A 23,314-nucleotide genomic window follows, 5' to 3' on the forward strand; every position below is an offset into this window, starting at 1 on the left:
GGTGGCGGTATGATACGTTTCTTCCTGCTTGCCCTGCTCTCCGCCACCCCGCTTTCTGCCGCCGAATGGGCCGTAAAGCCCGGAGACGTGCCTTTGACCTCTGAAGAGCTGAACGGTTTGGCAGGCCGAACCTTGACCTTTTTTGACGACGGTCAGTCCAAATACTCCGCCGGAGGGGCCTATTCCTACACCTACGCCAGCGGAGAATCCGCCTTTGGAACCTATTCCATTGCCGAGGATGGCAGCGTTTGTATCGCCTATCGCAACGGGTTCAGCCGGTGTGATCTCTATGTGCGCAGCGGCGATCGGTTGATTCTGATCGATCAAGAGGGCGATCGGTATCCAGTTAGACCCGAAGAGCAATAGCTGTCTGCCGCTACTCACGCGCGATCAGACAATCGGAATCCTCAACTCCTGACCGGGGAAAATCACATTCGGGTCGCTGATAAAATGCGCGTTTGCCCTTTGGATCACCGAGACCTGCCCAGCATTACCGTATTGCGATACAGAGATCGCGGTCAGAGTATCTCCGGGCGCGACGGTGTAGTTCCTATACCCGACATATCCCGGCAGAATGCGCGGACCGTAAAAGATCGGGACATGGACGGTCGGAATCCCGCCCTCACCACCGGCGCTGTCATCCTTGACCGTCAGGAACAGACGGTCGAGTTGGAAATTCGGATTGTCAGGGACTTCCAGCGTGGCCTGAAATTGGCGAAGCGCAATTGCCCCAGCCGTCGCGGCTCCAGTGAATTCCACATGACCTTCGGTGACCGAGATGGAAAGGTGTCCTTCAAAGCCAACGGCGTTGCCTGCGATCATGATTGTCTGGCCGACGATGTCGAAGGGTTGGGGCTGAAGTATTTCAATATTCATCAATGAACTCCTTCGCAATGGATAGGGAATCATACCCCGAACAGGTTCCCGCACAAAATCAGACCGGTGGAAAATGGCCCATCACGCGCCCCTGTTGACGTTCTGTTCAGCCAGTAGGGGGTGCTCCTTCTAGAGTCTGTTCAGTAAGTCAGGCGTAGGCCAGGCATCCGCAGGCAGGCCCAACCGCTTCTGTTCGGCCTGCACTGCCGCTCGGGTACCAGCCCCTAAAATCCCGTCGATTTTGCCCACGTCATAGCCACGCGCCTGCAGTTTGCTCTGCAATTGCTTCATCTGTGCGCCGTTCAGGCCTGCTGCCGGATTGCCCGCGTCATAGATCTGTGCGCCCTCTAGCCTTGTGCCGAAATAGGCTGCTGTCAGGACGTAGGTAAAACTTTGGTTCCATTCGAAATAGACGTCGAAATTTGGATAGGCCAGAAAGGCCGGCCCTTTGTGCCCCTGCGGCAGGATCAGCGAGGCAGGCAGGTTGGCCAGCGAGCCGCTACGGGCCTGCACACCCATTGCCTGCCAGTCAGACACTGCACGAGGTTTGCCCGGCCCGGACAGCGACCAGTCCATCTGCGCGGGCACTGTCACCTCTTGCAGCCAGGGCTGGCCCGGCTGCCAACCCAGATGGGATAGCATCTTGCCACCTGACATCAGCGCATCCGGGGCCGAGGTTTTCAGCGAGACCTTGCCGTCCCCATCCCCATCCACGCCGTTTTCCAGTATGTCGTGGGGCAGCATCTGGACCATGCCGATTTCTCCGGCCCAGGCGCCCGTGGTGCGGGCGGGGTCGAAATTGCCCTGACTATACAGCTCAATGGCAGCGAAGATCTGGGGTCGGAACAACTCGGGGCGGCGGCAGTCATGGGCCAGCGTGACCAGAGCATTGCGGGTGTTGAAATCGCCCTGAAACGCGCCGTAGTCGGTCTCGAACGCCCAGAAGGCCAGCAGGACCCCGCGTGAGATACCATATTCGCGTTCGATCCGGTCGAAGACCGCATCGTATTTCCGCGACATGGCCTTGCCCCGGTCGATCCGGTTCTGCGAGATCAGGCGGCGGGAAAACTCGATGAACGGTTTCTGGAACACGCCCTGCGCGCGGTCGGCTTTCAGAACCGCATTGTCCTGCTGCACCCCTTTGAAAAAGGCGTTGACGGTGGATTTGTCGAACCCTTGCTGGACCGCTTCGGCCTTCAGCCCTTTGACGAAGGCATTGAACCCTCCGCCACATTGCGCAAAGGCGGGCGAGGCGAACAGGGCGGCGGCGAAGAGGCCGGACAGAAAGCGCATGGGGCGTCCTTTAGAAGATCACGTTGATCCCAACCCACACTGAGACGAGGCCAAGCGCAAGCCCCCAGACACGCCAGAGCATGTCGCATGCGCGGAAAACCTCTTCCGCGCCGATTGGACGGCGCGCATCGCCATTGACCCAGGCCAGATCGCGCAACTGCCCGTCATAACTGCGCGGCCCGGCCAGTGCGACGTCCAACGCGCGGGCCATGGCGGCCTCGGGCCAGCCTGCATTGGGCGAGATATGGCGGCGAGCATCCTGCAGGATATCCCTCCAGCGCGCCCATTGGCCTGACAGCGCCAAGATCATCAGGCAGGTCAGGCGCGCCGGGATCAGGTTCAGCAGGTCGTCGAACCGGGCCGAGGCCCAGCCAAAATCGCGGTGTTTCTCGGTGCGGTAGCCGATCATGCTGTCAGCGGTATTCACGGCCTTGTAGACCAGTAGCCCCGGCAGGCCCGCCACCAGAAACCAGAAAGCGGGCGCGATAACGCCGTCGCTGAGGTTCTCTGCCGCGCTTTCGATCGCGGACCGGGCGACCTGTTCCTCGGCCATGTCGCGCGTATCGCGCGAGACGATCATGGCCACCTGTGCGCGCCCCTCGGAAAGCGAGGCGCTTAGCCCGTCGCCGACGGCGCGGACATGGGTCACAAGCGACTTCTGCGCCAACAGGATCGCACAGACCAGAATCTCCACAACTCCGCCCAGCTGTGCCAGTCCCCAGCCGACACCAAGGGCGACCACGACCAGCAGGATCAGCGTGCAGACGCCCTTGGCGTACCGCGCCGCCCCGTAGTTCAGCCGATTGTCCAGCCATCCAATGGCATTGCCGATCACCACCGCAGGGTGCCGGATGCGGGACCAGAGCCAGTCCGGCTCTCCCAACGCCGCGTCCAGACACATGGCGCAGACCAACAGAAAGGGAATGCTCACAGCGCGGCCTCCAGCCGATCCCACCCGTGTGCAGGAGGGAGGCCAAGGCGCAGATAGCGTTGTGAATAGGGGAAGATGCGGCTCCAGATATGTGCCTTCGCCAAACGGTCTTGCCAGAGGGCTGCATCATCGACCTCGTAGAGGCGGAACAGGCTTGTGCCTCCGACCAGCCGCGCGCCTTTATCAATAACCATGGCGTCCAGCCGGGTGGCCTCGTCTTCAAGACGCACGCGGGTCTCGTTTGCCCAATGCGTGTCCTGCAGGGCTTGTGTTCCGACCCGCAAAGCAGGCCCCGAGACAGACCAAGGGCCCGTCAGGTCGTTCAGTCTGGCAATCAGTTCCGATGCACCGATGGCAAAGCCCAGCCGCATCCCGGCCAGCCCCCAGAACTTACCAAAGCTTTTCAGAACGATCACGCCGGGCTGTCCGGCCAGATGGATCAGTGAGGCACCGGGCACCACGTCGCAAAAGCTTTCATCGATGATGGTCAAAGGCGCGGTGGCGTCGCTGGCCTGCCACACCCGGCCATCCGGGTTGTTCGGGTGTACGATCACGCGCGCATCAGCATGGCCGGTTTCCTGCACCGACCAGCCTTGAGCCCTAAAAGCGGCAGCATGTTCGTTATAGGTGGGCATCGTGATCAGCACCCGTCCTTGCGCCGCAAGTGCGGGAATGCGCGCGATCAGAGCCGAAGCTCCGGGCGCGGGCAGGATCGCTGCCTCAGCCGGGACATTCCAGAACTGGCGGGCGGCTGTGCTGAGCCGCTCGAACGCCCCATGATCGGGCAGTTCGGTCCAATCCGAGGGGTGCGACCCTGCGATCGGGTAGGGATGCGGGTTGATGCCGGTGGACAGATCGATCCAATCGCTGCGCGCGCCGCCATATTGCGCGATAGCTCCATCCAGACCGCCACCATGGTCGCGTTTCGCACGAGGATTCAATTCGCTATCGTTCATCCCACCGCATGTCCCAAATGACGTATTCGTCCCGCTTCAAGCGGATTTTCGCCGTTTTGACAAGCAAATCCGCGTGATCAGGGCGGTCAGCAGGCAGAGTTAACACTTTGTTAAGGAAATGACGTGATCACGGGTCTTGGGGGTCGGCACCACTCACCATACCAAGTGCCGAGGTTGTAGTATGAAAGTTTTGATTGTTGAGAGTAACCCCGATCTGGGTCGGGTTTGGAAAAGGCATCTTGAACGGCAAGGTGCCGAGGTGACGCTTGTGGCCGGGCAAGAGTCCGCGATACTGGCGCTCTATGGCTCTGAGTTCGAGATAATCGTGCTGGATCTGGTTCTGGAAACCGGCAGCGCGCTGGCCGTGGCCGATTTCGCCAGCTACCGCCGCCCCGATGCGCGGGTGATTTTTGTCACGAACACCACCTTCTTCTCGGACGGGTCGATCTTTGCCCACAGCCCCAATGCCTGTGCCTATGTGCAAAGCGGCACCCCGCCCGAGGATCTGGCGGCGATGGTAGAGCATTACGCAGCGGGGCGCTGATCCCGTCCGTGCGGTTCAAGATAGTCAAGCGTCGGGTTCACCGGGATGATCCGGTGCGGATTGATGCTGTCGTGGCTGTAGTGATAGTGCCGCACGATATGGTTCATGTTCACGGTCTGCGCGACGCCCGGCCATTGATATAGCTCACGCGTATAGGCCCAGAGGTTGGGGTAGTCGATCAACCGGCGTTTGTTGCACTTGAAGTGCAGGTGATAGACCGGATCGAACCGGATCAGAGTGGTGAACAGCCGCCAATCGGCCTCGGTCACGCGGTCGCCCATCAGGTAGCGGTTCCGGGCCAGACGATCCTCGAGCCAGTCCAGCGTGTCGAACAGGGGACGGATGGCGGCGTCATACGCCTGCTGTGAGGTGGCAAAGCCGGATTTGTAGACACCATTATTGACGTTCGAATAGATCCGCGCGTTGACCTCTTCGATCTCGTCGCGCATTTCCTCGGGCCAGTAGTCATCTCGGTTGCCCGTGATCTCGTTGAAGGCTGAGTTGAACATGCGGATGATTTCCGAGCTTTCGTTCGAGACGATCGTCTCCTGCTGTTTGTCCCACAGGATCGGCACCGTAACCCGCCCGGAATAGGCGGGGTCGGCCTTGGTGTAGATCTGATGGGCATAGTCCAGGCCATAAAGATCATCTCCGGTCGCGCCGTGATCGTCGGTTTCAAAACTCCAGCCCTTGTCCAGCATGTCCGGATGTACCACAGAGACTGAGATCAGATCGCTTAGGCCTTTGAGTTCCCGAAAGATCAGTGTGCGATGGGCCCAGGGACAGGCGTGGCTGACATAGAGGTGATAGCGCCCCGGTTCAGCCTTGAAGCCACCTTTGCCGGACGCGCCAGCGCTGCCATCGGCCGTCAGCCAATTGCGAAATTGAGCGGCGCTGCGCTTGAATGCGCCGCCGGTGGATTTGGTGTCATACCAGGTGTCGTGCCAGGTTCCGTCGACCAACAGGCCCATCTCGCGTCCTCCGTATCTGCGTTTCGGCAAAGATAGGGCGCAGAACCCGGCCTTCCTATGACAGCCCGCGCGCATTCAGCCTGCACCTGCGCACATCACCGGCCTGAGATGCGCGCGCAACATCTGCGTGCGCTTTGATGTTATGTGGTCGGCTTCACTGGATTTTTACAGTTTTGCCTCCACAATAAGAGATATCGAAGGGGGGAATTTGATGAGTACCTATGTTTCCAAGGAAATGAGCGCTGAGTTGGAGGCTGCGCGAATCGCCACTTTGAAAAAGACCAGCCGTTTGAGGGTGGAAATGGGCGACAATTACTTCAAAATTCTTAGATTGTGGAAGAACGGCTTTACAGTCGAGGCTGAGACCACGCCGCGTTTGCGCGGGTTAGTCGATATCCATGACGGCGCGAACCATTTGTATCAATGCCTGATCGTCGCGGACGAGGAAGAGGCGGGCGAAATGCGCTATGAGTTCAAGCGCAACACGGCTGCTTCCGACAAGGCGCCGCTGGATTTCTACCGAGCGCCAGATGCTCCGATTGCTTTGCTGGGGCACGAGGAATAAAGCGTTTGCCTGAGGCTAGACCACCGAAAGGCGCGTTCGTCTGCAAGGAAAGGCAGCGTATGGCGCCTCAAATCAAACGCATAGCGATCTAGGGTCGAATTTCGACGGTCGTTCCAGTCGGAGTCAGGCTCCAAAGCTTTGCCATCTCGTCATTGGACAAAGCGATACAGCCAAGCGTCCAGTCTCCGGGCAGGGTGAAGCCAACAACGCCATTTGGTTGTCCGTGAATGAAGATATCTCCGCCGGGGTCTATGCCCTGCTGCTGTGCGCGGGCGATGTCTTCGGGTTGCGGGTAGTCGATCCCAAGCGACAGGTGGAACGCACTGTTCGGGTTGCGCCGGTCGATGGTGAACATCCCAACAGGCGTCTTACCGTCGCCTTCCTGCTCCTTGTCTCCTTCCGGCGCGAAGCCCAGTGCGATCTCGGTTTGCAGTACGACGGCACCGTCCAACATTGCGGTCAGACGGCGGGCAGATTTCTCGATCAGGATGTGGTCGATCTGAGCGGCGTCAGACGCCATGGCAGGCGCGGGAGGGCGCGGCCCGTATCTCTGCCAGCCGATCCAGCCAAGGGCCGCGATCAGAAAGACCAGCGTGATCCGGGCCAGCAGGCGCATCTGCTATTGCAGATCCCCGAACGCCTGTTTGAGCCGCACGCAAGCTTCTTCGACGCGGGCGTGTTGGGTGGCAAGGTTGAAGCGTTCGAACGTCTCGCCGCCCGCACCAAAGCCGGGGCCTGACGAGGTCGCAATCCGCGCGTCCTGACGCAGGCGTCGAACAAACTCATCATGGCTCATCCCGGTGCCCGAGAAATCGACCCAGGCCAGATAGGTCGCCTGTAGGGGCATCGACCAAAGGCCGGGAATCTCGGCGATCGTGGTGTCAAATAGCCGGCGGTTTTTATCCAGATGCGCGACCTGAGCATCCACCCATTCCGCCCCTTCGGGCGTGTAGGCGGCGGTGATCATGGCCACGCCGAGGGCGCTTGGTTCATAGTCCAGTGTATCCAGCCGGTGGCGCATCGCCGCGCGCAGCTTCGGGTCGGGGATGATCATGTTGCCGGTGCGCTGTCCCGCAATGTTGAACGTCTTCGACGCTGCCGTAAGTGTCACGGTCCAAGGCCGCGCCTCGGGTGCTGCGAAATCCATCGGGACGAACTTCGCTCCCGGGTAAACCAGATCATGATGGATCTCATCCGAGACCAGAATCAGCCCGTTGCGCCCGGCGAATTCAGCCACCGAGCGCAGCTCCTCAGTCGTCCATACCCGGCCCGACGGGTTTTGCGGCGAACACCACAGCAGCAGCTTTTCCGACCCGTCCAAGCGCGATTGCGCGTCGTCCAGATCAATCGCGTAGCTATCGCCCTCGCGCACCAGCGGGCATTCGACCACGCGGCGTCCGGATTTGTTCACCTTATGGGCAAACTCATGGTAAACGGGCGTGAAGATCACAGCGCCATCGCCCGGTTCGCTCCAGACATCCAGACAGAGAGCGATTGCATTGCCCAAACCCTGCGAGGTCAGCACCCATTCGGTGTCGATTTGCCAGTCATGGCGGTTTTGCATCCACCACTGAACCGAAGCCAGATATTCGGGGTGTTTCCACGAATAGCCAAAGACCCCATGTTCAGCGGCGCGGCGCACCGCATCAATCACGCAAGGCGCGGTCTGATAGTCGGAATCAGCCGTCCACATCGCCAGCCCATCATCGGGGGATACGCCGTAGAGTTGCTCCATCTTGTCCCATTTTGAACTGTGGGTGCCGCGGCGGTCGGTTGGGGTATTGAAAGTCATGTTTGCTCCATCTGTCGAGGCGAAAGCTAACTACAAATCGGACGGGTGCAAGGGGGGCGTTGCGGCGACGGGCGGGATGCCCTAAATCAGCCTCATGAAACGCACTATTCTGATCCATCCCGATCCTCGCCTGAAAAAGGTCTGCGCCCCGGTTGCCGATCTGACAGATGATCTGCGCAAGCTGGCCGATGACATGCTTGAGACCATGTATGACGCACCCGGCATTGGTCTGGCCGCGCCGCAGATCGGTGTGTTGGATCGCCTGATCGTTCTCGATTGCGTCAAGGAAGAAGGCGAGGCCCCCCGTCCGCTGGTCATGTTCAACCCCGAGATCATTGCGTCCTCGGACGAGACCAACGTCTACGAGGAAGGCTGCCTGTCGATCCCCGAGCAATATGCCGAGGTGACGCGCCCCAAGGTCGTGGATGTGTCTTGGATGGATCGCGACGGCAACCTGCAACAGGAAACGTTCGATGGGCTCTGGGCCACCTGTGTGCAGCATGAGATCGACCACTTGGATGGCAAGCTTTTCATCGACTACCTCAAGCCGCTGAAACGGCAGATGATCACACGCAAGATGCAAAAGCTCAAGCGCGAGAAGGCCCGCACATGACCGTCCGCACCTGCCTGCCATGGCCGGACAAACGCCTGCGGACTAAGGCCGAGGATGTGTCTGAGATCACCGATGAGATCCGCGCCATCTGGGACGATATGATCGACACGATGGAGGCGATGCCTGGTGTAGGCTTGGCCGCGCCCCAGATCGGGGTGATGCTGCGTCTGGCCGTTGTCGATGGCTCGGCCGAGCGAGGCCGGGTGGTGCGACTGGCGAACCCGGAAATCCTGCACAGCTCGATCGAGTTGCGCGAACATGATGAGGCCAGCCCGAATCTGCCGGGCGTGTCGGCCAAGGTAAAGCGCTCTCGGGCCGTGACGGTCAAATTCCTGAACGAACAGGGCATCATTGACCGCCGCGATTTTGTGGGGATCGAGGCCACCAGTGTGCAACACCAGATCGACCATCTGAACGGCCGGATGTATTTCGACCGCCTCAGCAAGGTCAAACGCGACATGCTGTTGCGCAAAGCCAAGAAACAGGGGTAGGTCGGGCTTCAGCCCGGCACCCGGAAACCGTACCGGAGCGGAACATGCGACTAATTTTCATGGGCACGCCCGATTTCTCGGTCCCGGTATTGGATGCTCTGGTAGATGCAGGGCATGAGATTGCCGCCGTCTATTGCCAGCCTCCGCGCCCTGCTGGCCGGGGCAAGAAAGACCGCCCGACACCCGTGCATGCGCGCGCCGAGGCGTTGGGGCTAGAGGTCCGGCACCCAGTCTCGCTGAAATCGCCCGAAGAACAGGCCGCGTTTGCCGCCTTAAACGCGGATGTGGCGGTAGTCGTCGCCTACGGCCTGCTTCTTCCGCAAGCCATTCTGGACGCACCTGCACAGGGTTGCCTAAATATCCATGCCAGCCTGCTACCACGCTGGCGCGGGGCCGCGCCGATCCATCGCGCGATCATGTCGGGCGACGCGGAAACCGGCATCTGCATCATGCAGATGGAGGCGGGTCTGGACACGGGTCCCGTCCTGATGCGTCGGGCCACGCCGATTGAACCTGAGGAAACCACCGCGCTGCTGCACGACCGGCTCTCGACCATGGGGGCCGCGTTGATCACCGAGGCGCTGGCTCAATTGCCGGACCTCACCCCCCAGCCACAACCCGAAGAGGGCGTCACCTACGCCTCAAAAATCGACAAATCCGAGGCGCGGATCGACTGGACCCGCCCCGCGCTTGAGGTCGACCGCCAGATCCGGGGCCTGTCGCCCTTTCCCGGCGCGTGGACCGAGATGGAGGGCGCGCGCCTCAAGCTGCTGGCTTCGCGCGTGGCCGAGGGGCAGGGCATTCCGGGAGAGGTCCTGACACCCGAATTGCATGTCGCCTGCGGGCAGGGCGCGGTTGAACTGTTGCGCTTGCAACGGGCAGGCAAAGGCGCGCAGGATAGGGAAACCTTTCTACGGGGCTGGCCCATCCCGGTCGGCACTCGCCTGACGTCGGAGTAGAGACAGATGTTCATGGTCCTGATGGGCACCGTCGTGATTGCCGGGATAGTCGGCTACCTCTCTGAGAAGACGGAATTCACCCATAATGGTTACCTGCAGTCCATCATCATCTGTGTTGGCGGAGCATTCCTGTTCTACTTCGTGCGCATCATGTTCGGTATCAGCTTTGGCCCGCCTGGGCTGGACGCGGTTCTATCCTCAATCGGTGCGCTGATCATCGTGCCGACCCATTGGAGGCGATGACATGCCCGTTGTCGCCCTGATCGTGATCGGAGCCGCCGCAGGGTTCCTCGCCACCCGTCTGATGCGGATCGAGGCTGACATCCCCACCACCATGCTGATCGGTATCGTCGGTGCCCTGGTCGGCGGGTTCCTGTTGCGTGCACTTATCACCGTTTCAGGCTGGCTGTCCGGTTTTGTGGGGGCCGTGCTGGGCGCGTTGCTGGTGATCTGGATCTGGCAGAGCTTAAAGCGCCGTTAAGGCTTGACCTTTTCCTTCGGTCACCGCCTGATCAAGCCGAGTTTTCAAGCAGGTGACCCATGTCTTATGATCTGAACGCTGGTGATGTTGCCCTGATGGGCGTTCCACTGGATTTGCATTCCTCATTTCTGCAGGGTCCGGCCTTCGCGCCCGGTCGCATTCGCGAGGCGTTGCATTCCGGTGCGGCCAACCTGACGGCCGAGGATGGCACTGATCTGGGGGCCACGGATCGGTTCAAAGATACCGGTGATCTGAATGTGTTCGAGATGCGCGGGCAAGAGCCGATCGACCGGATCGAGGCCGGTGCTGCCGCACGGATTGAAACTGGCGCGCGGCTGTTGTCCCTAGGCGGCGATCACTCGGTCGCTTTCCCGCTGATCAAGGCCCATGCCGAGCGGTATGAGGGGCTGAACATCCTGCATATCGACTCGCATCCCGACCTGTATGACACGCAGGATATCGGCCCTCTGGGCCATGGCTGCCCTTTCGCGCGGGTGATGGAGACCGGCAAGGTCAAACGACTGGTGCAGGTCGGTATCCGTACCATGAACAAGCACCAACAGGAGCAGGCGGACAAGTTCGGGGTCGAGGTGATCGACATGCGCAATTGGCGTCCCGATCTGGAGATCAGCTTTGATGGACCCGTCTACCTGTCTCTGGATCTCGACGCGTTGGACCCGGCCTTTGCGCCGGGTGTGTCACATCACGAACCCGGCGGACTCAGCACGCGCGAGGTGATTAACCTGATCCATCGGTTCGAAGGGGAGTTGGTCGGCGCGGATATTGTCGAACTGAACCCCCATCGCGACCCGTATGGCATGACCGCGATGGTGGCTGCGAAATTCGTCAAAGAGATCGGCGCGCGGCTGTTGTCGCGCTGAATTCAGCGCGCGTCGCAGGTGGCGGGGGATCCCAGTCGCGTCGCGCGCGTGGTGGCCATGTCGTAGCTGTTGGCCTCGGCGGCTGTCATCCAGTGCATTTCGTCTTCCGAGGCGACCTCTAGCGTGTACCAATAGAAATCTTCGGACACGCCGATATCGTCATAATAGTCCAGATATCGGTCGTGTTCGGGGTCGTCCTCGGGCAGTTCGGTGGCGATGATGCCACCTCCGCCCCAGCTATGAACGCCGACGCAGGCGCCCGGCTGCAAGGTGCGCCTGTTGCCCGCCAGAAACAGGTCGGTCCCCCCCGAGGCGACCATGCCGTCGGACGGCACCACCGTGTCAAAACCCCGGTTGCGCACCTCGCGCGAGAAGATCACGTTAGCATCGTCATCCACCGATCCTTCGATGTTTTGCAGGACAAGCGTTTTGATTTGCGGGTTGTCGGCTGCCACCTCTCGGAACGCATCCAAAGTGGTGTGGTCGATGGCTCCGGTTACGACGATCTGATCGCCCTGGGCTACGAATTGCGTCGGGCTGTAGGGTTCCGCGCAAGCGGCGAGGCAAAGCGCACTGACGGCGAGCAAAGACAGGGGAGATTTCACAAGCGGGCCTTAGGTTTGTTTCGGTGTTATACGCCCTATTGGCGCGGCGGGCGGGCTTTGTAGACAGGAAGCCTCCAACCAAAGATAAGCGATCCGGCGCGCAAGGCCCAGCAGATCGCGGCACATAGCGCCAGCGCGGGCAGGCCTTCGAGCCCAAGTCGTGTCGCGACCACCGCCGTCAACGCACCTGCAAACGCGCATGAGACGTAAAGCTCACCCTGTTTAAGCACCAGAGGGACTTCATTACAGACCACATCGCGCATCAATCCGCCCAGACATCCGGTGGTTACGCCCATCAGCACCACGACGATGCCGGATTGATCCAGCGAAAGCGCTGCTCCAGTTCCCGCAGCAACGGCAATGGACAAAGCGAAACTGTCCAGCCAGATCAGCCAGCTATAGCGGCTTTCGACCAGATGCGCGGTGAAGAACACCAGAACGGCGGCCCCGACCGCGATCAGGATGTAGTCCGGCTGGCCTACCCAGAAGACGGGATGGCGATCCAGCAGCAGGTCGCGCACGGTGCCGCCTCCGACCGCAGTCAGGCAGGCGATGAAGGCAAACCCGACCAGATCAAGCTGTGCCCGGCTGGCCACCAGCGCCCCGGTCAGCGCAAAGACCAGAACCGAGGCATAGTCCAGCAGGGCAAGCGCGCTCACTCCTGCGCCTTTGCGGGTTTGAAAGGAGCCATGCCCGCGCGGGCCAGCTCATCCGCTTTTTCGTTTTCGGGATGGCCCGCATGGCCTTTGACCCATTCCCATGTCACATCATGACGACCCTGCGCTTTGTCCAACCGCTGCCATAGGTCCACATTCTTAACGGGTTTCTTATTAGAGGTTTTCCACCCGTTCCGCTTCCACCCGAAAATCCAGCCCGTCACGCCGTTTTTCACATAGGCGCTATCGGTCACAACGGTGATCTTGGACGCGCGCTCCAGCGCCTCCAGCGCGCTGATGGCGGCCAGCAACTCCATCCGGTTGTTGGTGGTCTCGGCCTCACCGCCCTTTAGTTCCCGTTCTTTCAGGACCGAGTCCCCCTGCATCGCGCGCAGCAGCACGCCCCAACCACCGGGGCCGGGATTGCCGGAACAGGCACCATCGGTATAGGCAAATAGCTCAGGCATGGGCGGCAAGCCCAATCCAGTCCGAGACCGAGCCATCCAGCCCGGTTCCGCTGCCAAGTCGTCGTGCGGTGACGGTAAAGCCCGCCTTTTGCAGATAAGTTTTCAAGTCTTCCTCGGAATAATAGCTGTAGAAGCGCCCCAAACGATCCGGCCCTTCACCTTGTCCCAGCTTCATGGCGATATAGAAGACGCCCTTGGGTTTCAACGCCTGGTGAATGGCGGCCAAATGGTTCGGGAAATCCGCGCGTTTGGCGTGTAGAAGGCTGAAATTGGCCCAGATGCCGTCATAGGTGCCCTTGGCCTTTAGGTCCGAGAACGCCGCTTGGCGGGCGGAAACGCCAGGATAGGCCGAGGCCAGCCGGACCATCTCGGCCGAGGCATCCATGGCCTCAACCTGTAGCCCCGCCTGCGCCATGATCACCGCCGAGGCACCGGGGCCGCAGCCCAAATCCAACACCTTTCCGCCTGTTGGTACCGCCTGAATGAAACGGGTCAGTTGCGGGTCCTCGGTGTTGGCCTCATCGGTCAGGTCGGCATAGCACGCGGCCTGTTCGTCGTAGACCGAGATCGTCTCACGATCGCTCATAGATACACTCCGACGGCCAAGCACAGCAGCACGATGGCTGACAGCAGGATACGCAATCGCATCCACCAGCGTGGCGCGAGACCCCAATACCAGAACAGGGCGTCCAGCACCAAAAGCCCGGCAAAGCCGATCATCAGATTGGTGCCCGCGCTGATCGGCCCGCCACCTGTCATGAAGAAGGCCCAAAGGGCGGGAAGGACCGACAGGGTATAGCCCACAGTCGCCTTGCTGCCCGAGGTCTTGGTGGCAAAGCCCCACAATACACCGGACATGAAGCTCAGGATAACCGAGCCATAGAACAGCTGGATGTAAGGCCCCACGAAACGAGAGCCTAGCTCTCGCGTGCCAAGATCGTGCAGGTCCGAGTTCAGATAGGTCAGCGCCCCCCAAATGAACGGGATCAGCCCCGCCAACCCCAGATAGAGCGCGGATTTGGGGACGCCGTTCATGCCGGTTGCCTCAACACGCGGGGGACTTTGAATTCTACGTTTTCGACGGCGGTTTCCACGAGGTCGACGGTTACGTCGTAGTGATCGCTGAACGCGTCGATGACTTCATTCACCAGTACCTCAGGGGCTGAGGCCCCGGCAGTGATGGCAATGCTCGAAATCCCCTCAAGCGCGCGCCAGTCAATATCGGAGGCACGTTGCACCAACTGCGCATAGTTGCATCCAGCGCGCGAGGCGACCTCGACCAATCGCCGTGAGTTGGACGAGTTCGGAGCGCCCACCACCAGCAGCGCATCCGCCTTCGGCGCTACGGCTTTCACGGCCTCTTGCCGGTTGGTTGTGGCGTAGCAGATGTCTTCCTTGTGCGGGCCGACGATCTTGGGGAACCGCTCTTCAAGCGCTGCGATGATATCCTTGGTGTCATCAACCGACAGGGTGGTCTGGGTGACAAAGGCCAGCTGATCCGGGTCTCGGACCTGAACGGTGGCGACATCTTCGACGGTTTCGACCAGCAGCACCTCACCTTCTGGCAGTTGTCCCATGGTGCCGATGGTCTCGGGGTGTCCATTGTGGCCGATCATGATCATCTGAAGGCCGTTGTCCGAATGGCGCTGCGCCTCGACATGGACCTTCGAGACCAGAGGGCAAGTGGCATCGACATAGATCATCTCGCGCCGGGCGGCGGTGGCAGGCACGGATTTGGGAACCCCATGAGCCGAGAAGATCACCGGCCGATCATCGGGGCATTCATCAAGTTCCTCGACAAACACGGCCCCCTTGGCTCGCAACCCGTCGACCACGAATTTGTTGTGGACAATCTCGTGCCGGACATAGACCGGCGCGCCCCATTTCTGCAGTGCGATCTCGACGATCTTGATGGCGCGATCCACGCCCGCGCAGAAACCGCGCGGCGCAGCAAGGTACAAAGTCAATGGCGGCTTGGTCATGTCGCTGTCTCCTTGCGCCACAGGTAGGTCTTTTCACGGCCTTGGTCCAGACAGGGCGGCGTCATTGATCTGACATGAATCACTGATAGCCGTTAGGTGTTTCAGTACCAAACCTTAGTTAAAGAAGCGCGGCCAGGGTTTCATACCCTGACCGCGCTAATCTCATCCCCAATTGTGACGCCGAGGGCTAGTGCCCGCCGGCGGCAGCTACACTGCGTGGTTCGGTCGGCATTTCCCGAGGCGGGCGGCCGATCACGTCGCGCAGATCTTCCAGTTCGATGAAGTTGTCGGCCTGGCGGCGCAGCTCGTCCGAGATCATCGGCGGCTGGCTGCGGATGGTCGACACGACCGAAACCCGCACGCCCTGACGTTGCAGGCTGGCAATTAGCGGGCGGAAATCCCCATCGCCCGAGAACAGCACAATGTGATCAACGCGTGGCGCCAGTTCCATAGCATCGACGGTGAGTTCGATATCCATGTTACCCTTCACCTTCCGACGCCCCATGCTGTCGGTGTATTCCTTGGCCGGTTTGGTCACCATGGTGAAGCCATTGTAGTGCAGCCAGTCAACCAGTGGTCGGATCGGAGAGTACTCGTCATTCTCCAGCAGCGCTGTGTAGTAGAAAGCACGCAGGAGCTTACCGCGGCGCATGAATTCCTGCCGCAGAAGCTTGTAGTCGATGTCGAAGCCAAGTGCTTTTGCGGCGGCATAAAGATTCGAGCCGTCGATGAACAGCGCTAGCCGTTCGTCTTTATAAAACATAAATAGGTCCTTCCGGTATAATCCAGCCCGCTGCGCGTTTAAGAGTGAGTGGTGTAAAATTAAGCGTGCTGGTGTGCCTATAATTAGGGCTTTTAATGCGCATCGCAAGTATGCATTTGGCCGAATATGGGGGTATTAATGGGCAAAACCACTTCAAATGCAGTTGTTGCGATGGGCGCAAATCTCAATCTGAGCGGACTAGGGCCCAAGGTGACACTTCGCAACGCAATAATAGCGCTTGCGGACCGTGGTGTGGTGATTCGCGCCGAAAGCCGGTTTTTTGCAACCCCCTGTTTCCCTCCGGGTGCGGGCCCCGACTACGTCAATGCAGCCCTTTTGATCGAGACTGACCTTACACCTGCGCAGCTGCTGGAGGTTCTGCATGAGGTCGAACACAAGTTCGGTCGCGAACGGGTGCAGCGCTGGGGGATGCGGACGCTGGACCTGGATCTGGTGGCCTACGAGGATCAGTTACTGCCCGATCCCGCCACCTTCGATCACTGGCTGACCCTGTCAGCGGATGTGCAGCGTCAAGAGGCCCCAGATCAGCTGATTTTGCCCCATCCCCGCCTGCAGGACCGGGCCTTTGTGCTTGTCCCCATGGCCGACGTAGCCCCGGATTGGCGCCATCCGGTTCTAGGCCAGACCGTCCAACAAATGCTCGAGGCACTGCCAGCTGAAGATATAGCAGCGGTCACACCTTTGTAGATTGGTGGATTTGCGCTATTTCCTGCTTGTCAAGGCGTCCAATCGGTCTTAGATACAACGCTTCCTGATATGGACTCAGCAACGGAGTAGCGTTCCATGGCCCGCGTGACGGTTGAAGACTGCGTAGACAAGGTTCCCAACCGGTTTGAACTGGTGATGCTTGCCGCCCATCGTGCGCGTGAGATTTCCGCCGGTGGACCGATCACTGTGGACCGTGACAACGACAAGAACCCCGTTGTCTCGCTGCGTGAAATCGCCGACGAAACCCAGAGCGCGGACGAACTGCGCGAGCGTCTGATCGAGGCCAACCAAACCCAGATCGAGGTTGATGAGCCGGAAGAAGATCAGATGGCCCTACTGATGGGTGCCGAATCGGACAAGCCTGCCGAAGATGACATGTCGGAAGAAAAACTCCTGCGTGCTCTGATGGAGGCTCAAGGGCAGGGGTAAGCCCTCAAAACGAAGGTGCGGACCGGATGATTTCTGCTGACGACCTGATTGCGCTGGTCCGCAATTATAACCCAAAGACAAACGCTGAACGCATCGCCAAGGCCTATGAATTCGGCCAGCAGATGCACGAAGGGCAGTTCCGGCATTCCGGCGAGCCCTATTTTACCCATCCTGTTGCCGTTGCCGCCATCCTGACCGAACAGCGTCTGGATGATGCGACCATTATCACGGCGCTTTTGCACGACACGATCGAAGACACCAAAGCCAGCTATGGCAAAGTGGCGGAGCTGTTCGGGGATGAGGTCGCCAAACTGGTCGATGGCGTCACCAAACTGACCAACCTGCAACTCTCAAGCCGCGAAACCAAACAGGCCGAGAATTTCCGCAAGCTGTTCATGGCCATGTCCAAGGACTTGCGGGTCATTCTGGTCAAGCTCGCCGACCGTTTGCACAACATGCGAACCATCAAGGCGATGCGCCCCGAAAAGCAGATCGTCAAAGCACGCGAGACGATGGATATCTACGCGCCGCTTGCGGGCCGGATGGGCATGCAGTGGATGCGCGAGGAGCTCGAAGACCTCGCCTTCCGTGTGCTGAACCCCGAAGGGCGCCAGTCGATCATCCGCCGCTTTATCACCCTGCAGCGCGAAACCGGAGATGTGATCCACCGGATCACCGGTGACATGCGCCATGAGCTGGAGAAAGCGGGCATCGAGGCAGAAGTCTTTGGTCGCGCCAAGAAACCCTATTCGATCTGGCGAAAGATGCAGGAAAAGGATCAGGGCTTCTCGCGCCTGTCCGATATCTACGGGTTTCGCATCATCACCGAAACCGAGGAAGATTGCTACCGCACCCTTGGCGCAATCCACCAGCGCTGGCGCGCGGTGCCCGGCAGGTTCAAAGACTATATTTCTCAGCCGAAATCGAACGGCTACCGCTCGATCCACACCACTGTTTCGGGGCGTGACGGCAAACGGGTCGAAGTTCAGATCCGTACTCGCCAGATGCACGATGTGGCTGAAACCGGCGTGGCCGCGCACTGGTCTTATCGCGACGGTGTCCGGACCGAGAACCCATTTGCGGTCGACCCCGCCAAGTGGATTTCGAACCTGACCGAGCAATTCGACAATGAGGAAGATCACGAAGATTTCCTCGAAGCCGTCAAGCTTGAGATGTACTCGGACCAGGTATTCTGCTTCACGCCGAAAGGCGATGTCGTGAAGCTACCGCGTGGGGCGACCCCGATTGATTTTGCCTACGCCATCCACACCCGTATCGGCCACGCTTGTGTAGGGGCAAAGGTCGATGCGATCCGCGTGCCGCTCTGGACCCGGCTGAAGAACGGGCAGTCGGTCGATATCATCACCGCCGATGGCCAGACCCCTCAGGTCACTTGGCTTGAGATAGCGGTGACAGGCAAAGCCCGCACCGCGATCCGCCGCGCCCTGCGCGAAGTTGACCGCGAACGGTTCATCAAGCTGGGCAAAGAGCTTGCGCGCTCAGGGTTCGAACATGTCGGCCGCAAATCCACCGATAAGGCGCTTGATACAGCCGCCAAGCACCTGCGTCTGAAAGACCGGCATGAGTTGCTAGCACGCTTGGGCAGTGCCGAATTGACAGCCCATGATGTGGTCAGCGCCGTTTATCCGGAACTGACGCAGGACGACGGCGATGCGATCCCGCTGCGGCGCGCCGTGATTGGTCTTGAACCAGGTCAGAAATTCGACCGCGCCCCCTGCTGTCAGCCCCTGCCGGGCGAGCGGATTGTCGGCATCACGCATCGTGGCAAGGGTGTTGAAGTTCACGCCATCGATTGTAACCGCCTGGGCGCATATGAGAATGAGCCCGAGCGGTGGGTCGATCTTCACTGGCATTCCGGCACCCACCCGGCGGTCTATGGCGCGACACTTGACCTCACCATCGGCAACGATGCGGGCGTGCTGGGGCGTATTTGCACATTGATCGGCGAGAAAAAGGCCAATATCTCAAACCTTGAGTTCGTCGACCGCAAACCGGATTTTTACCGACTGCTGATCAATGTCGAACTGCGAGACCTTGAACAGTTGCATTCGCTGATGCTGATGCTCGAGGCAGAAAGTGACGTGGCCGCTGTCGAACGGTACCGAGAGCGTGAAAATGCCGCCCTGCCGGCTGGTTGAGATGAGGTGATCAGGAGTGGTTTTCAAGCGCCGAGATCGACGCTCTCCCATTCAGGCCGCATCTGAGTTTGTCTATCCACGTGGCGGATGGACCCGCGCCTTTCACTATGTCAAACATCGCGTTCGCCGCTTGCCGGACTCGCCCGAGCGTATTGCACGCGGTATCGGGGCAGGGGTATTTGCAGCATTTACCCCCTTCTATGGCCTGCATTTTCTGGTCGCCGCCATCGGCGCGCGCCTGCTCAACGGCAATATCGTGGCCGCTCTCAGCGGCACGTTCTTCGGCAATCCGCTGACTTATGTTCCGATTGGCGTCATCTGCCTGCAAACAGGGCATTTCCTTCTGGGTACCGAATTCGAGAAAAGCGAAACACGCGGCCTGATGGGGAAATTTGCAGATGCGATGGGCGATCTGAAGAACAACTTCCTCGCCATGTTCACTGACCGCGTCGCAGATTGGCACGGCCTGGGTCTTTTCTACCGCGAGGTATTCTACCCCTATATGATCGGCGGCATTCTTCCCGGTCTGCTGGCGGGGGTAATCTGCTTTTACCTCAGCCTGCCGCTGATCCGTACCTATCAACAGCGCCGCCGCGCGCGGATTAAAGCCAAATTCGAAGAAATCAAACGTCTGGCCGAAACCGAGGCTGACACTTCGGTGGAAAAGGCACTAGCTTCAGCTCAAACCGTGAAAAAGGAATCGCGCGATGTCTGACACTTATCTGCGTCTTGGTGTGAATATCGACCACGTCGCCACCGTGCGTAACGCACGCGGTGGGGCTTACCCCGACCCGCTGCGCGCCGCTAAACTGGCTGAAGAGGCCGGGGCCGACGGCATCACGGCGCATCTGCGCGAAGACCGCCGTCACATTTCGGACGCCGATATCGATGGTCTGATGGAGGTCCTCTCGGTCCCTCTGAATTTTGAGATGGCCGCCACCGATGAGATGCAGAAGATCGCCCTGCGGCACAAACCTCATGCGGTCTGTATTGTGCCGGAAAAGCGCGAGGAACGCACCACCGAAGGCGGGCTGGAAGTCGCACGCGAGGAAAACAAGTTGGCCCATTTCATTGCGCCGTTGCGCGATGTCGGCTGTCGCGTGTCGATCTTCATCGCCGCTGACCAACGCCAGATCGAGGCCGCCCACCGCATCGGCGCCGAGGTGATCGAACTGCACACAGGCGCCTATTGTGACGCCTTCGCCGAAGGCCGCATGGAAGATGCCGAGCGTGAGCTGGAAAGCCTGCGCCAGATGTCGACCTTTGCGCATTCGCTGGGCCTCGAAGTCCATGCAGGCCATGGGTTGACCTATGAGACGGTGAAACCCGTCGCGGCCTTCCCCGAGGTGCGTGAGTTGAACATCGGCCACTTCCTGATCGGCGAGTCGATCTTTCTGGGCCTCACCCCCGCCATTCAGGAAATGCGCCGCCTGATGGATGAGGCGCGGGCGTGATCACGCCGACTTTCATAGCGATCTGGTTTGCCTGGTTGATGGCCGGTGGCTCACCCGGTCCGGCCACGATGGGCATTGCCGGTACCGCTATGACTGAAGGTCGCCGCGCAGGGCTGGTCTTTGCACTTGGCATATGCGCGGGCTCCGCTGCTTGGGGGATCGCCGCAGCGCTGGGCTTGTCGGCGATCATGCTGGCCAATGTCTGGGTCTTCGAAGTGATCCGTTACTTTGGTGTCGCCTATCTGGGCTGGCTGGCCCTGAAGGCTCTGCGCCGCGCGGTGACCGCCGGTGAGGTACCATTGGGCAAACCAGTCACCGGGTCGCTGTGCACAATCCTTGCGAAAGGTGCAGCCATTCACCTGACGAACCCCAAGGCGATCCTCAGCTGGGGATCGATCTATGCGATCGTGGCGCCAAATGACGCCAGCCTATTGGTCTTGTTGGGGTATTTCAGCCTACTCTATGCAGGGTCTTTGCTGATTTTCATTGGGTACGCCTTTCTGTTTTCCTCGGCGCGTATGGTCAGCGCCTACCGGCGTGCTCGACGTTGGTTCGATTTTGCCTTTGCGGGGTTCTTCGGCGTCGCCAGCTATAAGATTTTGACGGTGCGGTTGTCTTGATCCTTGGCGTTGGCACAGATCTCGCGAATATCGAGCGTATCCAGCGCACGCTCGACCGTTTTGGCGACCGTTTCCGCAATCGCGTTTTCACCGAGACCGAGCAGCGCAAGGCCGAACGTCGCCACGACACCGCAGGCACTTATGCCAAACGCTGGGCCGCGAAAGAGGCGTGTTCCAAGGCGCTGGGCACCGGCCTTCGCATGGGCATTGCCTGGAAGGACATGGCGGTCAGCAACCTGCACACGGGTCAGCCCGTGATGCATGTGACTGGCTGGGCCGCCGACCGGCTGCGCCAGATGACGCCAGAGGGTCATGAGGCGATCATCCACGTCACCCTGACGGATGACCACCCCTGGGCGCAGGCCTTTGTGGTGATCGAGGCGCGCCCGCTTCAAGAACCCGGTACGCAGCCTTGACTTGCCCCCGCATGGCCCGCATGTAGCACCCAACACACCAAGGAGCGAAAGAGCAGTATGGCCGAGGACGTCAAAACCGGAAATCCCATCTGGGAGACGATCAAAACCATCGTCTACGCCCTGTTGATCGCAGGCGTATTCCGCACCCTGTTCTTCCAGCCCTTCTGGATCCCCTCCGGCTCGATGAAGCAGACCCTGCTGATCGGCGATTTCCTGTTCGTCAACAAGATGGCCTACGGTTACTCCTACGCCTCCTGCCCCAGCCTGATCATCCCCAGCGTCGGTCTGAATATTGACGCCGAGGATATCTGCGGCTGGCTTCCGGGTGACGACAATACCCGCATTTGGAGCGGAGAGCCCGAGCGCGGCGATGTGATCGTCTTCCGTCACCCTGTGACGGGGCGTGACTACATCAAGCGCCTCATCGGTCTGCCGGGCGACCGCGTTCAGGTTCGCCAAGGGCAGATCATTCTGAACGGCACGCCCGTCCCGCAACAAGCCGATGGCGTGTTCACCGAAGTGGCTGCCCCGCAAGGCCCGCAACGTCTGCGTCCGCGCTGCTCCAACGGTCCGGTCGGTATTGGTGGCGTTTGTGAGAAGGAGCGCTTTGTCGAAACCCTGCCCAATGGTGTGTCCTATGACGTGCTGAGTATCGGCAATCAAGGGTCCGACAACACCGGCATCTACACGGTGCCCGAAGGCCACTATTTCTTCATGGGCGACAACCGCGACAACTCTGCTGATAGCCGTCTGCCGCAATCTGCTGGCGGGGTAGGCTATGTTCCTTACGAAAACCTTATCGGTCGCGCCGACCGGATTATGTTCTCTTCTGCTGGCCGGTCAATGCTGTTCTTCTGGACATGGCGCAGCGACCGCTTCTTTAAGGCGGTCAATTGAAGGTATCGGCCGACATAAAGGCATTTCAACACCGCTTGGGGTACGAATTCTCGAACCCCGAGCTGTTGGTGCGGGCACTGACCCATGGCTCGGTTTCGTCCGCCACCCGGCCCGATAACCAACGGCTCGAATTCCTGGGCGACCGCGTTCTTGGTCTCGTTATGGCGACAGCCTTGCTCGAGGCGGACAAGAAAGCCTCCGAAGGCCAGCTGGCCCCTCGTTTCAACGCGCTGGTGCGTAAAGAGGCCTGCGCCGATGTCGCCCGTCAGATTGATCTGGGCGCCGTGCTCAAGCTTGGCCGGTCCGAGATGCTGTCCGGTGGCCGCCGCAAACAGGCGCTTCTGGGCGACGCGATGGAGGCAGTAATCGCCGCCATCTACCGCGACGCCGGTTTCGAGGCCGCTCGCGATGTCATCCTCGCCCTCTGGGGGGATCGCATCCACACCGTCGAAGCTGACGCTCGCGACGCCAAAACCTCGCTCCAGGAATGGGCACAGGCCCGCGGCCAAAAGCCCCCCAGCTATATCGAAGTCAAACGCAGTGGCCCCGACCACGCCCCGGTTTTCACCATCGCCGCCCGCCTGCAGGACGGGACCGAGGCACAGGCCACCGCCGGATCAAAGCGCCAGGCCGAACAGGCGGCGGCAAAGGCACTTCTGGACGCGCTGCCAAAATAGCTCCCGCCCCTCTTCCAAAACCCGATCCGCTCTTCATCTGGCTAAAAATATCCCGGGGGTGAGGCCGGATGAAATCCGGACGAGGGGGCTGGCCGCCTCCCGGTCGG

General features: G+C 60.1%; 32 protein-coding genes. 18 read left to right on the top strand and 14 right to left on the bottom strand.

What is annotated here, in order from left to right:
• Window positions 1-9: 9 nt before the first annotated feature.
• The gene (locus tag ACR0NO_RS19660) at window positions 10-366 is read left to right on the top strand and encodes a hypothetical protein (protein ID WP_480725197.1); all 357 of its coding nucleotides are present in this window, start codon (window positions 10-12) and stop codon (window positions 364-366) included.
• Window positions 367-390: 24 nt separating this feature from the next.
• On the opposite strand, the gene ACR0NO_RS19665 is transcribed toward ACR0NO_RS19660, so the two are convergent.
• The 4 genes from ACR0NO_RS19665 to cobD all read right to left on the bottom strand — a co-directional run bounded on the left by ACR0NO_RS19665 (window position 391) and on the right by cobD (window position 4,056).
• Entirely contained in the window at window positions 391-876 is a 486-nt protein-coding gene (locus ACR0NO_RS19665) for a LysM peptidoglycan-binding domain-containing protein (RefSeq protein WP_170556370.1), read from the bottom strand.
• Window positions 877-1,005: 129 nt separating this feature from the next.
• Window positions 1,006-2,169, bottom strand: coding sequence for a lytic murein transglycosylase (locus ACR0NO_RS19670; protein ID WP_480725199.1), 1,164 nt, complete (start codon window positions 2,167-2,169; stop codon window positions 1,006-1,008).
• A gap of 10 nt (window positions 2,170-2,179) precedes the next feature.
• The gene (gene cbiB, locus ACR0NO_RS19675; protein ID WP_480725201.1) at window positions 2,180-3,100 is read right to left on the bottom strand and encodes an adenosylcobinamide-phosphate synthase CbiB; all 921 of its coding nucleotides are present in this window, start codon (window positions 3,098-3,100) and stop codon (window positions 2,180-2,182) included.
• Window positions 3,097-4,056, bottom strand: a complete 960-nt coding sequence (cobD, locus tag ACR0NO_RS19680; RefSeq protein ID WP_480725203.1) for a threonine-phosphate decarboxylase CobD — start codon at window positions 4,054-4,056, stop codon at window positions 3,097-3,099. Before cobD ends, cbiB begins: the two co-directional genes overlap by 4 nt.
• 181 nt (window positions 4,057-4,237) lie before the next feature.
• On the opposite strand from cobD, the gene ACR0NO_RS19685 reads away from it, so the two are divergent.
• Window positions 4,238-4,600: a response regulator transcription factor gene (locus ACR0NO_RS19685; protein ID WP_480725204.1), complete on the top strand. Its 363-nt coding sequence runs from the start codon at window positions 4,238-4,240 to the stop codon at window positions 4,598-4,600.
• Here ACR0NO_RS19685 and ACR0NO_RS19690 read toward each other — a convergent pair.
• Window positions 4,582-5,571, bottom strand: coding sequence for a glutathione S-transferase family protein (locus tag ACR0NO_RS19690; RefSeq protein WP_170463189.1), 990 nt, complete (start codon window positions 5,569-5,571; stop codon window positions 4,582-4,584). The two genes, ACR0NO_RS19685 and ACR0NO_RS19690, sit on opposite strands and share 19 nt — an antisense overlap.
• Before the next feature lie 211 nt (window positions 5,572-5,782).
• Here ACR0NO_RS19690 and ACR0NO_RS19695 point away from each other — a divergent pair, with 211 nt between their 5' ends.
• On the top strand, window positions 5,783-6,136 hold the full coding sequence (locus ACR0NO_RS19695) for a hypothetical protein (RefSeq protein WP_170463190.1): 354 nt from the start codon (window positions 5,783-5,785) through the stop codon (window positions 6,134-6,136).
• A gap of 88 nt (window positions 6,137-6,224) precedes the next feature.
• On the opposite strand, the gene ACR0NO_RS19700 is transcribed toward ACR0NO_RS19695, so the two are convergent.
• On the bottom strand, window positions 6,225-6,752 hold the full coding sequence (locus ACR0NO_RS19700) for a L,D-transpeptidase family protein (RefSeq protein ID WP_170463191.1): 528 nt from the start codon (window positions 6,750-6,752) through the stop codon (window positions 6,225-6,227).
• A gap of 3 nt (window positions 6,753-6,755) precedes the next feature.
• On the bottom strand, window positions 6,756-7,928 hold the full coding sequence (locus ACR0NO_RS19705; protein ID WP_480725206.1) for a MalY/PatB family protein: 1,173 nt from the start codon (window positions 7,926-7,928) through the stop codon (window positions 6,756-6,758).
• 94 nt (window positions 7,929-8,022) lie between these two features.
• Here ACR0NO_RS19705 and def (ACR0NO_RS19710) point away from each other — a divergent pair, with 94 nt between their 5' ends.
• From def (ACR0NO_RS19710) to speB, 6 genes are read left to right on the top strand one after another with little or no spacing between them, the layout of a single operon-like run.
• Window positions 8,023-8,541 (top strand): peptide deformylase, encoded by a 519-nt coding sequence (gene def, locus ACR0NO_RS19710; RefSeq protein ID WP_170722613.1) that lies wholly within the window; start codon window positions 8,023-8,025, stop codon window positions 8,539-8,541.
• Window positions 8,538-9,032, top strand: coding sequence for a peptide deformylase (gene def / locus ACR0NO_RS19715; RefSeq protein WP_480725207.1), 495 nt, complete (start codon window positions 8,538-8,540; stop codon window positions 9,030-9,032). Before def (ACR0NO_RS19710) ends, def (ACR0NO_RS19715) begins: the two co-directional genes overlap by 4 nt.
• A 44-nt stretch (window positions 9,033-9,076) precedes the next feature.
• Window positions 9,077-9,991, top strand: a complete 915-nt coding sequence (fmt, locus tag ACR0NO_RS19720) for a methionyl-tRNA formyltransferase (RefSeq protein WP_480725208.1) — start codon at window positions 9,077-9,079, stop codon at window positions 9,989-9,991.
• Between the two features lie 6 nt (window positions 9,992-9,997).
• Window positions 9,998-10,234, top strand: coding sequence for a hypothetical protein (locus ACR0NO_RS19725; RefSeq protein ID WP_170380460.1), 237 nt, complete (start codon window positions 9,998-10,000; stop codon window positions 10,232-10,234).
• A 1-nt stretch (window position 10,235) separates the two neighbouring features.
• Entirely contained in the window at window positions 10,236-10,472 is a 237-nt protein-coding gene (locus tag ACR0NO_RS19730) for a GlsB/YeaQ/YmgE family stress response membrane protein (protein WP_170380459.1), read from the top strand.
• Between the two features lie 59 nt (window positions 10,473-10,531).
• Window positions 10,532-11,353, top strand: a complete 822-nt coding sequence (gene speB / locus ACR0NO_RS19735) for an agmatinase (RefSeq protein WP_480725209.1) — start codon at window positions 10,532-10,534, stop codon at window positions 11,351-11,353.
• A gap of 2 nt (window positions 11,354-11,355) precedes the next feature.
• Here the strand turns inward: speB and ACR0NO_RS19740 are convergent, their stop codons facing one another.
• From ACR0NO_RS19740 to ACR0NO_RS19770, 7 genes are all read right to left on the bottom strand, one after another.
• Complete coding sequence (locus ACR0NO_RS19740; RefSeq protein WP_480725210.1) at window positions 11,356-11,958, bottom strand: COG3904 family protein; 603 nt, start codon at window positions 11,956-11,958, stop codon at window positions 11,356-11,358.
• Window positions 11,959-11,993: 35 nt separating this feature from the next.
• A complete protein-coding gene (locus ACR0NO_RS19745; RefSeq protein ID WP_480725212.1) occupies window positions 11,994-12,617 on the bottom strand; it encodes a trimeric intracellular cation channel family protein in 624 nt (207 codons plus the stop codon).
• Complete coding sequence (rnhA, locus tag ACR0NO_RS19750) at window positions 12,614-13,081, bottom strand: ribonuclease HI (protein WP_480725214.1); 468 nt, start codon at window positions 13,079-13,081, stop codon at window positions 12,614-12,616. Before rnhA ends, ACR0NO_RS19745 begins: the two co-directional genes overlap by 4 nt.
• Window positions 13,074-13,667: a class I SAM-dependent methyltransferase gene (locus tag ACR0NO_RS19755; RefSeq protein WP_425085630.1), complete on the bottom strand. Its 594-nt coding sequence runs from the start codon at window positions 13,665-13,667 to the stop codon at window positions 13,074-13,076. Before ACR0NO_RS19755 ends, rnhA begins: the two co-directional genes overlap by 8 nt.
• Complete coding sequence (locus ACR0NO_RS19760) at window positions 13,664-14,116, bottom strand: DUF3429 domain-containing protein (protein WP_480725215.1); 453 nt, start codon at window positions 14,114-14,116, stop codon at window positions 13,664-13,666. Before ACR0NO_RS19760 ends, ACR0NO_RS19755 begins: the two co-directional genes overlap by 4 nt.
• Window positions 14,113-15,063: a 4-hydroxy-3-methylbut-2-enyl diphosphate reductase gene (gene ispH, locus ACR0NO_RS19765; RefSeq protein ID WP_480725217.1), complete on the bottom strand. Its 951-nt coding sequence runs from the start codon at window positions 15,061-15,063 to the stop codon at window positions 14,113-14,115. Before ispH ends, ACR0NO_RS19760 begins: the two co-directional genes overlap by 4 nt.
• Before the next feature lie 187 nt (window positions 15,064-15,250).
• Window positions 15,251-15,826 carry a LabA-like NYN domain-containing protein gene (locus ACR0NO_RS19770; RefSeq protein ID WP_039541714.1) on the bottom strand — a complete coding sequence of 192 codons (576 nt, stop codon included), beginning with the start codon at window positions 15,824-15,826 and terminating at the stop codon, window positions 15,251-15,253.
• Window positions 15,827-15,964: 138 nt separating this feature from the next.
• On the opposite strand from ACR0NO_RS19770, the gene folK reads away from it, so the two are divergent.
• The 9 genes from folK (at window position 15,965) to rnc (ending at window position 23,207) form a co-directional block, all read left to right on the top strand.
• Window positions 15,965-16,534, top strand: coding sequence for a 2-amino-4-hydroxy-6-hydroxymethyldihydropteridine diphosphokinase (folK, locus tag ACR0NO_RS19775; protein ID WP_480725219.1), 570 nt, complete (start codon window positions 15,965-15,967; stop codon window positions 16,532-16,534).
• Between the two features lie 96 nt (window positions 16,535-16,630).
• Window positions 16,631-16,984, top strand: a complete 354-nt coding sequence (gene rpoZ / locus ACR0NO_RS19780) for a DNA-directed RNA polymerase subunit omega (RefSeq protein ID WP_170380450.1) — start codon at window positions 16,631-16,633, stop codon at window positions 16,982-16,984.
• 26 nt (window positions 16,985-17,010) lie between these two features.
• A complete protein-coding gene (locus ACR0NO_RS19785) occupies window positions 17,011-19,143 on the top strand; it encodes a RelA/SpoT family protein (protein ID WP_170556386.1) in 2,133 nt (710 codons plus the stop codon).
• Window positions 19,144-19,159: 16 nt separating this feature from the next.
• The gene (locus tag ACR0NO_RS19790) at window positions 19,160-19,858 is read left to right on the top strand and encodes a DUF2062 domain-containing protein (protein WP_170641414.1); all 699 of its coding nucleotides are present in this window, start codon (window positions 19,160-19,162) and stop codon (window positions 19,856-19,858) included.
• Window positions 19,851-20,597 carry a pyridoxine 5'-phosphate synthase gene (locus ACR0NO_RS19795; RefSeq protein ID WP_419737757.1) on the top strand — a complete coding sequence of 249 codons (747 nt, stop codon included), beginning with the start codon at window positions 19,851-19,853 and terminating at the stop codon, window positions 20,595-20,597. Before ACR0NO_RS19790 ends, ACR0NO_RS19795 begins: the two co-directional genes overlap by 8 nt.
• A complete protein-coding gene (locus ACR0NO_RS19800; RefSeq protein WP_480725221.1) occupies window positions 20,594-21,217 on the top strand; it encodes a LysE family translocator in 624 nt (207 codons plus the stop codon). Before ACR0NO_RS19795 ends, ACR0NO_RS19800 begins: the two co-directional genes overlap by 4 nt.
• A complete protein-coding gene (gene acpS / locus ACR0NO_RS19805) occupies window positions 21,214-21,633 on the top strand; it encodes a holo-ACP synthase (protein WP_170494066.1) in 420 nt (139 codons plus the stop codon). The genes ACR0NO_RS19800 and acpS overlap by 4 nt, the downstream gene beginning before the upstream one ends.
• 57 nt (window positions 21,634-21,690) lie before the next feature.
• Window positions 21,691-22,530 (top strand): signal peptidase I, encoded by an 840-nt coding sequence (lepB, locus tag ACR0NO_RS19810; protein WP_480725223.1) that lies wholly within the window; start codon window positions 21,691-21,693, stop codon window positions 22,528-22,530.
• Entirely contained in the window at window positions 22,527-23,207 is a 681-nt protein-coding gene (gene rnc / locus ACR0NO_RS19815; RefSeq protein WP_480725224.1) for a ribonuclease III, read from the top strand. Before lepB ends, rnc begins: the two co-directional genes overlap by 4 nt.
• Window positions 23,208-23,314 lie beyond the last annotated feature (107 nt).

This window comes from Ruegeria sp. CL3, from assembly GCF_056536505.1.